This is a genomic window from Bacillus basilensis, assembly GCF_050630465.1.
Taxonomy (GTDB): Bacteria; Bacillota; Bacilli; order Bacillales; family Bacillaceae_G; genus Bacillus_A; species Bacillus_A basilensis.
Map to the genome: position 1 here is coordinate 126,961 of NZ_JBNTQO010000014.1, position 12,140 is coordinate 139,100.

General features: G+C 36.4%; 6 protein-coding genes, 3 tRNA genes and 1 pseudogene. 2 read left to right on the plus strand and 8 right to left on the minus strand.

Annotated elements, in window-relative coordinates:
• Positions 1-18: 18 nt before the first annotated feature.
• Both glgC and glgB read right to left on the minus strand, forming a co-directional pair.
• A complete protein-coding gene (gene glgC, locus ACQVV1_RS22200) occupies positions 19-1,149 on the minus strand; it encodes a glucose-1-phosphate adenylyltransferase (protein ID WP_199678107.1) in 1,131 nt (376 codons plus the stop codon).
• The gene (glgB, locus tag ACQVV1_RS22205) at positions 1,097-3,034 is read right to left on the minus strand and encodes a 1,4-alpha-glucan branching protein GlgB (protein WP_431169516.1); all 1,938 of its coding nucleotides are present in this window, start codon (positions 3,032-3,034) and stop codon (positions 1,097-1,099) included. The genes glgC and glgB overlap by 53 nt, the downstream gene beginning before the upstream one ends.
• A 469-nt stretch (positions 3,035-3,503) precedes the next feature.
• Here glgB and ACQVV1_RS22210 point away from each other — a divergent pair.
• Together ACQVV1_RS22210 and ACQVV1_RS22215 are read left to right on the plus strand one after the other, a co-directional pair.
• Positions 3,504-4,109: pseudogene (locus ACQVV1_RS22210) on the plus strand (TasA family protein).
• 32 nt (positions 4,110-4,141) lie between these two features.
• Complete coding sequence (locus ACQVV1_RS22215) at positions 4,142-8,365, plus strand: S8 family serine peptidase (protein WP_252209181.1); 4,224 nt, start codon at positions 4,142-4,144, stop codon at positions 8,363-8,365.
• 173 nt (positions 8,366-8,538) lie between these two features.
• Here ACQVV1_RS22215 and ACQVV1_RS22220 read toward each other — a convergent pair whose 3' ends face one another.
• The 6 genes from ACQVV1_RS22220 to ACQVV1_RS22245 all read right to left on the minus strand — a co-directional run bounded on the left by ACQVV1_RS22220 (position 8,539) and on the right by ACQVV1_RS22245 (position 12,140).
• The gene (locus tag ACQVV1_RS22220) at positions 8,539-9,483 is read right to left on the minus strand and encodes an L-lactate dehydrogenase (RefSeq protein ID WP_000715344.1); all 945 of its coding nucleotides are present in this window, start codon (positions 9,481-9,483) and stop codon (positions 8,539-8,541) included.
• A gap of 537 nt (positions 9,484-10,020) precedes the next feature.
• On the minus strand, positions 10,021-11,049 hold the full coding sequence (locus tag ACQVV1_RS22225) for a DUF4179 domain-containing protein (RefSeq protein WP_431169517.1): 1,029 nt from the start codon (positions 11,047-11,049) through the stop codon (positions 10,021-10,023).
• Positions 11,042-11,572, minus strand: a complete 531-nt coding sequence (locus tag ACQVV1_RS22230) for a sigma-70 family RNA polymerase sigma factor (protein WP_242252304.1) — start codon at positions 11,570-11,572, stop codon at positions 11,042-11,044. Before ACQVV1_RS22230 ends, ACQVV1_RS22225 begins: the two co-directional genes overlap by 8 nt.
• Before the next feature lie 317 nt (positions 11,573-11,889).
• Positions 11,890-11,961, minus strand: a tRNA-Glu gene (locus ACQVV1_RS22235).
• A gap of 6 nt (positions 11,962-11,967) precedes the next feature.
• Positions 11,968-12,058 (minus strand) — tRNA-Ser (locus ACQVV1_RS22240).
• A gap of 7 nt (positions 12,059-12,065) precedes the next feature.
• A tRNA-Asn gene (locus ACQVV1_RS22245) sits at positions 12,066-12,140 on the minus strand.

The following is a 12,140-nucleotide window of genomic DNA, read 5'->3' on the forward strand; positions in this document are numbered from 1 at the left end:
TCATTTCATCCCCCTTTTCTATTTCCCTTCAGCAATAAGTACTACATCGTCAACATTCTTTTCTGGACGAATGATTGTTCCATCTTCAATAATCATTTCCGATCCAACGATTGCTCTTTCAATCACAACATTTTTTCCAATCTTCGCCCCTGGCATAACGACAGAATCAATAACCATACTACCTTCTTCCACCGTCACCCCTTGGAATAAGACAGAATGCTTCACATCCCCTTCAATGACGCATCCTTCGTTAATAAGTGACTCTTCTACTTTTGCCTTTTCAGCAATATATTGAGGCGGTTCGTTTGGATTAACAGAATAAATACGCCAGTCACGGTCGTTTAAATTCAGTGATGTTTCATCGCGAAGTAAATCCATATTCGCTTCCCATAAGCTCTTCACCGTTCCAACATCTTTCCAATATCCTTCAAACGGATACGCCATTAACTTCTTCCCTTCATCTAATAAAAGCGGAAGTACATCTTTTCCGAAATCATTACTAGATTCAGGATTTCTTGCATCCATCTCTAAATACTCTTTCAAAATGGCCCAGTTAAAAATATAAATTCCCATTGATGCAAGATTACTTCTTGGAAATTGCGGTTTCTCTTCAAATTCAACAATCTCCATCTCTTCGTTCGTATTCATAATGCCAAAGCGACTGGCTTCATCCCAAGGCACTTCAATAACAGAAATCGAAACGTCCGCTTCTTTCTCAATATGGTAATCTAACATTTTACTGTAATCCATTTTATAAATATGGTCGCCTGATAGAATCAGAACATATTCTGGTTCGTACTGACTTAAATAGTTTAAGTTTTGATAAATGGCACTTGCCGTACCTGTGTACCACTTCACACCTGAAGACTCCGCATAAGGAGGTAATACTGTGACTCCACCGCTTACTCGGTCTAAATCCCACGCATTGCCAATTCCGATATAATTATGAAGTTCCAATGGTTGATATTGCGTCAAAATCCCAACCGTTTCAATACCAGAATTCGCGCAGTTACTTAGCGTAAAATCAATAATGCGATATTTACCACCAAATGGAACAGCTGGCTTGGCTAAATTTTTTGTTAATGCACTTAATCGACTACCTTTTCCCCCTGCTAGTAACATTGCTACGCACTTTTGTTTTTGAGCCATCTTGTTTTTTGCTCCCCTTTCTCGTCTTCACTGGTCGTAATATGGATACGCCAAATGGTGGAATTGTAATTTCTACATGTGCCGCTTGATTATGATACGGTTCTTGAATCGCCTTCAGACGTTTCTTATTCACTTGCCCCGAGCCGCCATATTGCTCAGCATCACTATTTAAAATCTCGTTATAATACTCGAAATCTGGTACACCTACTTTATAGTTTTCATATGTAGCTTTCGTAAAATTACATACGACAACTAACGCATCTTCTTGTTTATCCCCTTGGCGGATAAACGAGAAAATACTTTGCTCATTATTATTAGCATCAATCCACTGAAATCCTTCAGGCGAATGATCAAGCTGCCAAAGTGGTTTGGAGCGCTTATACAATGCTATGAGCTCTTTAAAGTAATCATGCATATAACGATGCATTTCAAAATCATGTAAATTCCAATCTAAATCCTCAAGGTCTTTCCACTCATCAAACTGCCCAAATTCTCCTCCCATGAAAAGTAATTTCTTTCCTGGGTGAGTAAAGAAATATCCATATAACAAACGAAGTTGAGCAAACTTATCCCAGTAATCTCCTGGCATTTTATTTAATAACGACTTTTTCCCATGAACGACTTCATCGTGAGAAAGCGGTAATATAAAGTTTTCAGAGTAAGCATATAGTATAGAGAACGTCATTTTCTCATGAATATACTTCCTGTACTCAGGCGCACACTCCATATACTTCAGCACATCATTCATCCAGCCCATATTCCATTTGTAATTGAATCCAAGCCCACCTTCATACGTTGGAGCTGTTACAAGTGGCCAAGCTGTTGAATCTTCTGCAGTCATAAGAAAATCTTCATCTTCTGCAAACACCGCTTCATTTAACTCTCGTAAAAATGCAACAGCGTGCTCATTACTTTGCTCTTGCCCTTCTTTATTCCAATACAACATATTCGCAACTGCATCCACCCTGAAACCGTCAATATGGAAATATCTCATCCAAAATAACGCATTTGAAATTAAGAAATTACGTACTTCCCTCTTTCCTAAATCAAAATTAACAGTTCCCCATACTGGATTTTCTTGCACATCTTTATCTTTATATTCATAAGTCGGTGTCCCATCAAACAAATATAAACCGTGAGCATCTTTGCAAAAATGCCCCGGCACCCAATCTAAAATGACACCGATTCCATATTTATGACATTCATCGACAAAATGCATCAAATCATGTGGCGTGCCGAATCTACTCGTTGCTGCATAATATCCCGTCCCTTGGTATCCCCAAGAACGATCATATGGATGCTCAACAAGCGGCATAATTTCAATATGTGTAAATTGATGTTCCACCACATAAGGAATGAGTTCTTCTGCCATTTCCCTGTAAGAATATAGCGTTCCGTCTTCTTTCTTTTTCCAAGAACCGAAATGTAATTCATAAACCGTCAGCGCTTCTTTATAAACCGATTTTTTCTTTTTCTTACGGCTCCAGCTTTTATCATTCCATTCGTATCCCTTTATATCAAAAACTACAGATGCCGTATTCGGTCTTACTTCTGCATATACAGCATACGGATCTGCCTTAAAAATGACATCACCAGCTATCGTTTCAATCGCATATTTATATATTTCTCTTTCTTCAATATGCGGTATAAATAGGGACCAAATTCCCTCTTCTGTCATTTGTAGCATCTTATGTTGCTCATAATCCCATTCATTAAAATCTCCAACAACACTCATTGCTTTCGCATGAGGAGCCCATACTGTAAATCGTACACCTCGCATCTCATCTTCCGTCACAACATGTGCGCCAAAGATGTTATAACTGTCATAGTACTTTTCTGTATGAAACTCATCTCGTTTCACTTCTTCACAATTTATTACACTCAATATGTTCACCTCACTAAGATGACAGAATTTTTTATACTTTACCAATTCTGCGAAAAACTGAAATATCCTTGTTAATTTATAAAAAATATACGTTTTTTTCTTAAAAATATTGTTTTTTTTTCAAATTTTTATATAAAATATCGAATTTTGACGAATATTCATTGAAAACGCTTCATTTCCTGCTACCCTTTTATCCTATTATTTATTTCTCAATCCCTATTTTATTAGATTCATACTGTTTTTTACGCTATTTTTCACTTAAATTCGTAGTAATATAATCTGTCATAAAAAAATGTTTCTCAACATTTTTTGTCACAATTTCATTGAAATGGAAAATTCATAAGCATACACTTGTTCCCAATAAAGAACAACAACTTTTCGTAACTATAATTCATAGCGGACTACTATGTTTACTTATTTATCCTTGTTACGAACGGTCGCCATAAAAATTTAACTAGGGGGCTTTCTTATGTCATTAAAACAAAAGGTTGGAATGGGAGTTGTCACAGCTTCACTTGGCTTATCCCTTACATTCGGCGGTGTATTCGCCTATTTCAGTGATTCTGAAACATCGAATAATTCATTTCAAGCGGGAACACTAGACCTTTCTATTAATCCAAGTGTAATCGTTGATGTGAAAGATTTAAAACCTGGTGATTTTATTGAAAGAAATTTCAAGCTTGAAAATAAAGGAACATTGGATATTGCAAAAGTAGCACTTGAAACATCCTATGAAGTTACAGATGCAAAGAAAAATAATGATGGTGAAGATTTAGGCGATCACATCATCGTTAAATTTTTAGTGAATGATGGAAAGCCATCTAATCCAAACGATGATCATGAAATTTTGTGGGAAACAAAACTATCATAATTAAAAACTATGAAACCTGAGGATGTAGCTACATCTCTAGAACGCTATAACTTAATAGATGGTATTAAATCCGGTGAAACAGATTCCTTACACGTTCTCTTCTCCTTTGAAGACAACGACCAAGATCAAAATAAATTCCAAGGTGATTCCTTACAACTAAACTGGACATTCCATGCAGAGCAAACACCAGGCACGGAGAAATAATTTTTAAAATATAAATTATCGGAGGCTTATACATGAAAAAGAAAAATCATTTTGTTACTGGAATTGTAACGGCTGGCGTTCTGTTTTCAACTGCTCTTCCGTTCAATGTACTTGCTGAAAATCCTATTAACCAAATTGACTCTTCAAACGCCCAGTCTTTACTATCAAAACTTTCTAAAGAACAGCGTCAGGCATTACAAACGTTAGATGCCAATCCTGGTTTTACGATTTCGCCAGATATTAATACAAGTAGTTCCGAACCAGTAAATATCATTGTAGAATTTCAAACTGCTCCAGTAAAGATTAATGAATTAAAGCAAAAAGAAAAAGGGTTACAAGCTGCTCCTGAAAATATAAAAGCACGTATTGATCAAGAACATGAAGAATTCCAAAAAGGACTAAAACGTCTTCATCAATTCAGCCCATCAGTAAAATCAGGGAATTTCCAGTCTGTACAAATTAAACGTTCTTATAAACATGCGATAAATGGGGTTGCGCTGACATTACCTGCAAATACAGTTGAAGAATTGTTACGGATTGGCGTTGTAAAACGTATTTGGAAAGATTACGAAGTGAAATTAAATTTACCAAAACAAGCAGAGCAGAAAGCACCTCAAAAACTAACAGATAGTATTCCGCAAATTGGGGTAGATAAGTTACATAGTGAGGGCATTACCGGAAAAGGAATTAAAGTTGGTGTATTAGACACAGGTATTGATTATAATCACCCTGACTTAAAAGACGTGTATAAAGGCTATCGCGCAAAATCGGGTGAAGATTCTAGTAAGGTAGATCCAAACTCCGTAAAAGGTTGGGACTTTATTAATAACGATGCAGATCCGATGGAAACAACGTATACAGAGTGGCAACAATCTGGCGCTCCTGAATTTGATGATCGTGGTTCTTCCTTCTATACTGCGCATGGTACTCACGTAGCAGGTATCGTTTCTGCTCAAAAGAAAAATAAATCAGATTCCGCAGTAAAAGGTGTTGCACCTGACATCGAACTGTATAACTATCGTGTACTCGGTCCATATGGAAGCGGCGATAGTTCTGGTATTATTGCTGCAATCGATAAGTCTATTTCTGACGGTATGAACGTCATTAACTTATCGTTAGGTGACGATAGCAACAATCCGCTTGATCCAACGTCTATCGCTGTCAATAACGCAATGCTTTCGGGCGTTGTTACAGTCGTTGCTGCCGGGAACTCTGGCCCAAATCCAGCGACACTCGGATCACCAGGCGCTTCTCCATTTGCTATTACAGTTGGAGCAAGTGATAGCTCTATTTCATTACCGAAACTATCTGGTCATGCTGGGCAATTACAATTCCCTAACCTAATTTTATTCGGCAAAAACTTCACTGATAAAATAGAGGATTTCAAAGGACAATCCCTCCCTATTGAATCTGTAGGAATTGGTACTCCTGACGAGTTTAGTAAAAAGGATGTAAAAGGAAAAATCGCTCTCGTTACACGTGGTACAATCTCGTTTGATGAAAAAATTGCAAATGCGAAACAAGCTGGTGCAAAAGCAGTTATTATTTATAACAATGTGGATGGAGAAATTCCTTATTACATTGGCGAAAGTACAAAATACATTCCAGCATTCCGCCTAACGAAAGAAGATGGCGAAAAACTAAAAGCTCAAATTGAACAAGGCAAAACATCCTTAACTTTCGATGAAATCAACTACATTCAAACAGAAGGCGATCATCTTGCAGACTTTAGCTCACGCGGCCCTGTTACATCAAATGATGATATTAAACCTGATATTACAGCGCCTGGTGTTGCGGTACTTTCAACAGTACCTGAATATATTAACGACCCGCAAGAAGGTGAAAACTACGATGTTTCCTATGAACGTATGCAAGGAACATCCATGGCATCTCCTCATATCGCTGGCGTTGCTGCTCTTATTTTGCAAGAACATCCAGAATACTCTCCATTCGATGTAAAGGCATCTCTTATGAACACAGCTGATGATTTAAAAGAAAAGTATTCCGTATATGAAGTGGGAGCTGGACGAGTAGATGCTTATAACTCTGTTCATACGGAAACAAGTTTTAAAGTGTTAGATACGACAAAAACAATTGTCAATGATGAAGTGATTGAAGTACCAGAAGAAACTGGATCCATTGCATTCGGTAAATACTATCAAAAAGACGGGGAATCAATTGAACAAACACGAAAAATTAAAATTGAAAACCGCAATAAACAAGAGAAGAAAGAATTTAAAACGGAAATTTCTTATACACCAGCTTCTTCTGCTATTAACGATGCTACCGCAAACGGTGTAAAAGTTTCTACTTCTGAAACAATTACGATTGATGCTAGTAAATCAGATGAAATTGAAGCAAAAATTAATATTCCTGCTGGTGCAAAGCAAGGCCGATATGAAGGATATATTCATATTACAAACACGAAAAACAAAGAAGAAACGTATCAAATTCCGTTCTCTATTCGTGTATCAGAGCCTGGTATTGAAAATGCACTATTATCAAGAAAAACAATCTCAACTGATACATCTACATTCAACCCATACCGTGAATCATATGTTCACGGGGCGTTCCAATTAAATAGCGAACTTGAAACGTTAGATCTTATCGTGAAAGATTCAAAAACAAATAAAGCGCTTGGCTTCCTTGGGACGTTAAACACGAGTGGACTACAAACGGATGTTTATTACTACTTAGATGCATTCTTTAGCGGAAAAGTATATCCTTTTACAAATGATCCTGCAAAACCAATTGGTGATGAGAAAATTGATTTACCAGAAGGAGATTACACAATTGAATTTGTTGGCTACGATAAAGCCGGGAAAGCACGTGTGAAAGGTGATTATGTCGTAATTGATAATACACCACCAGAAGTAAAATTAACTGGATTAAAGCCTGGTATTTATGAATTAAATGAAGAAAATTACACAGTAGAAGATGGTAAAAAAGCACTCTGGATTAAAGGAAATGTGTATGATTCAAACGTTGACTACTTAAAAGGAAAAGGGTTAAACATTACGCAAGAAGCGAACGGAGTTATGTACTATGACTACTCTCCATACTTGCATAAATTTTTACCTATTACTGAAAATGGTGACTTTAAAGTTGGCATTACTCCTGAATCCTTTAAGGTGGAAGGTCCAATGAATACAGGCGTATATATTTTCGATTATGCAACTGCTGGTCCTGACTATCCAAGCGGTGTAAATAACTATTGGTTCATCCCACAAGGTGCTCAATATGCGAAAGCTAGTTATGATAAAAAAGAATTATATAAAGATGATGAATTCACTGTGACACTAAACGCGAAACATGTAAAACAATTCGTTGCAGGAGAATTTAACGTAAAATTCCTAGAGAAGAACTTCAAATTTGCAAATGCGAAATTGAATCCTGCTTTTGAAAAACTCCTTTCTGAGAAAGGGATAACTGCAAAAGTAAATGAACCAAAACTAGAAGAAGGTTCTGTTACAGTAGGCGGTGCTATCGATGATAAAAACTTCGCCGGATTAGATGGTGACTTCCCGTTCATTGATGTAACTTTCAAGGTAGAAAATGATGAATTTTATGAAGCAAATGCTCAATTAGATTTACCAGTGTTCGTTTACTGGAAACAAGGTGAATCAGAGCCAAACAGAATGCGTGTGCTTCAAGATCAAACATTCTCAGTTATGTCTTTAAACTCAAAAGTAGAAGGAAATATTAAACCTGGTGCATTCTTAAATGAACGTGGATATTTAGATGAAAAATTCGATTATACAAAGCTTGGTGTAAAAGTATATGCAACGGATTCTTACCGTCATAAGTTTGAAGGCTCACTTGATAAATACGGTTACTTCAAATTGAATGGACTTCCTGTTAATAAACGTGACTACAACTTGTACGTAGAAGTTCCAGGGCATTTAACAAGCCGTCTAACAACAAAATTAGGTACTGAAAAAGATGGTAAGCTACTTGGCCAATATTACTATGCACGCTTTGATGAAAACCTTGCTGGCGATGTAAATGGAGATAAAGTAATTGATATAAAAGATGCAGAAATTATCGCTAACAACTATGGTAAAAAAGGACTGTCTTTAAAAGACGGTGACCTTAACAAAGATGGCATTGTCGACGAAAAAGATATTCGTTTCGTTGAAAAGAACTTCTTGAAAAAAGGACCGGATGCATCTAAATCACAAACACCTGTTGAAAAATCAAAAAGCGGTACACTGGCAGATATTTTAAAGAAATTAGGATTAACACCTAAAAAATAATAATAAAGAGCACTCTATATAAAGTAGAGTGCTCTTTTCTATAAACGATCCTTATCCAGCAAAAGGGGTATATTGGGGATATACAAGGGAAACCGGAAAAGGAATTTATATTAAATTATATAAAAACTCAGAGGTAGGAAGCAGTTTCCCGCCTCTGAGTTATTTAGCAATTATTATAGTACTGGTGCCATTGTTTCTTTTAATACTTTTACAGAATGAGCGAATTTCGCTTTTTCATCTTCATTTAGCTCAAGTTCTACGATTTCACGTACACCTTCGCGGTTAATAACAGCTGGAACACCTACGAAAGCATCTTTCTCACCGTATTGTCCTTCAAGGTATGCAGATACAGTTAATACACTGTTCTCGTTGCTTAAGATTGCTTTAGTTACACGAAGTAGTGACATACCGATTCCGTAGTAAGTTGCACCTTTACGCTCGATGATATGGTAAGCGGCATCACGTACGTTTTCGAAGATTTTATCTAAGTCTTCTTGTTTGTACTGTTCGTTGTTAGCTAAGATTGTTTCTAGTTTTTGTACACCGATAGTAGCGTGGCTCCATACTGGAAGTTCAGTGTCACCGTGTTCACCAACAATGTAAGCATGAACGTTACGTGGATCTACATCTAAGTAGTCACCTAACATGTAACGGAAACGAGCAGAGTCTAAAGTAGTACCAGAACCAATTACGCGCTCTTTTGGTAGACCAGATTCTTTCCAAGTTACGTAAGTTAAAATGTCAACTGGGTTAGTTGCGATTAAGAAGATTCCATCGAATCCGCTATCCATAATACCGCGAACGATTTGTTTAAAGATCTTTGTATTTTTCTCAACTAAGTCTAAACGAGTTTCACCTGGCTTTTGTGGTAATCCAGCAGTGATAACTACTAAATCTGCATCTTTACAATCTGCATAGCTACCGCTCCAAACTTTTGTTGGTGATGGAGAGAATGGTACCGCATGGCTTAAGTCCATTGCTTCCCCTTCTGCTTTTGCTTCATTAACATCTACAAGTACAAATTCTTCAGCTACACCTTGGTTGATCATTGAGTAAGCGTAACTACAACCTACAGCTCCTGTTCCTACTAATACTACACGATTGATACCTTTTTTCATGTTAATTTCCCCTCTCTATTGTTCACATCTATTTTTTTATGATTGTTTAAGTAATTAATTAAAATACTAATTTAATGTTGTTTAACTTCTTTACATTCATATTGTAGCACGTATCATTGTGAATTACTTCACAAATTATGACCTAATTGTGAACTTTTTCACATAAAGTGTAAAGTTATTGGAATAGGTGTGGAATCCATTTCAATGGAGGCGTTTTCTTTAGATTGTGAAAGGATTTTTCTTGTGGTTTTTGTCAGTAAGTGAAATTATATCGGCGATTTTTAGAATATATCGACCGTAACTCCAAATATATCAGCGATTTTTGCAATATATCGACTTACCGACAAAACCCGACAACGTTAACAGCATATAAAACGCCATCCTTTCTGTATATTTCTACAAAAGAATAGCGTTTTTTGATTATATGGATACAAATTTATCTTAGCTGGATAGCAATGTTTTTTCCATACACTTCAAGTTAACATACCATGACTTATTAACATTCAATAGACATGGAAACCTAGTCAAGCTCTTCAATTATTGTAGCAACACTGTCGTTTTCAAATCTTCAGCACCTCCATTTTTTAATGTATCATTTAGACCACTAAGATACGCGGGCTCAATTGTTAAGGATTTTGGAGGATTATCCATCGGTGGAAGAGCTAAAACAATATGGTGTCCGTATAGTCCCGTGCTACCAACTTGCAAGCTAACTCCTTCGTAGATTTTTCCTTTATCATCAGTGACAGTATAATCAAGTGCTGGCCAGCTATCATTAATTTCCATTTCTTTTGGATAATCAAAGGTCAAATCAATCCTCGTTGAAAGTGAAGAAAAGGTTATTTGATCTACTGTTAATGCATAGAGATTATCTTTCGTTAATGTTTTTATATTAGGAGTAAATTTACGAATCTCACTTTCAACTTTTGTAAGAGGAAATGCTACGTTCCATGTTCCTGTTTTTCCAAATAAATCTTCTCCATGGACGGAAACATCAATTTTATCACCAAATTCACCGTAATTAGCCAGAGTGAATTCATGCTGCTCAATAACGGTGTTTCGTCCTTTTGACTTCTGTGAAGTAGAACCAATTGCGGATCTGACTTCTTTCCCATTAATGGTTACATAACTAAGTCCAGCTTTCTCTTCATTACTATTGGAAATAGTATTTTCTCCTTTGTATTCCACTGTGATTACTAAACGTCCACCATCGTAAACAGCTTCTTTCACATTCATCGTTAAACCACTATGGTTATCTTGTCTCTCAATTGATGTAGCAAGCTCATCCTTTTCAATTTTATCAGAAGCAATATCATTAAATTGTGCATAAATCGGGCCTATAACTGGAACACTCGATAATGTCTTTGCCATAGTAGGAGAAATGAATCCAAAACCTAAGAGAGAAACACATATTCCACAAGCAACAAGACTAGAATACTTGATTGTTTTTTTTCTACGGTATTGATTTTTCTTAGCTTGAAGCATGGCTGTTTTTTCTCTTTGAATTAATCGGTCTTCTGGTATAGGAATATCATTGATATGGTGATTAAATTCATCTTTATTCATAACTATATCCCTCCTTTAAAATGGGGCGTAAGGCTTGCTTTGCTCGATGTAATTGAGATTTTACCGTTCCTTCTGGAGAATTAAGAACCTCAGCAATTTCCTTAATAGATAAATCGTGATAATACCTTAATAAAATAATAGTTTTGTAAGTAGGATCTAAGAAATTAAATGCCTCGGTTAAATCCAATGATTGTTCTAATGTATTCATGCTCTCTTCTGTACATAAATTAGCAAATATTTCATCATTCGCAACAAATTGTCTAGAAGATTTTCTTACAAAATCAATGGATTTAAAAACAAGAATTTTGATAATCCAACTTTGAAATTTCTCCGGCTTTTTTAATTTTCTCAGTGAAAGATATGCTTCATAAATTGTTTCTTGGTATATATCCAGTGCATCTTGTTCATTTCTTACATAAGAATAGGCTGTTCGATATAATTTTGGGCGAACAAAAGTAATGAGTTGTTCAAATGCTTGATCACTTCCTCTTGTTGCTTGTTTTACTAGATAGGCTATGTCCATTTTTATTTCTTCCTCCCTTTACTAATATAGTCGAATGAGAGAATAAAAAGGTTGCAAAAATAAGTGCATAGACATAAATCTTCTACGATTTATTGCAATGATTAATACCCAGCATTAAAAAAAAGACACCAGAAACCCAGATAGAAATAGATGTTTCTATAATAAGCTTTTCATACTCCATCGCTCTCTCCTTTCTATTAGTTAGACGATTCAAATAGAAAAAAGTATACAAGAAATCCATAAAAAAAAGCAGACTATCCAAAGTCCACTTTTACACAACAAAAAAGAGATAGCAGATTATGCTATCTCTTTCAGTATGACCCGTACGGGATTCGAACCCGTGTTACCGCCGTGAAAGGGCGGTGTCTTAACCACTTGACCAACGGGCCAGTTACTGGCAGAGAAGAAGGGATTCGAACCCTCGCACCGCGTTAGCGATCTACTCCCTTAGCAGGGGAGCCCCTTGAGCCACTTGGGTACTTCTCTATAAATATGGCTCCGCAGGTAGGACTCGAACCTACGACCGATCGGTTAACAGCCGATAGCTCTACCACTGAGCTACTGCGGA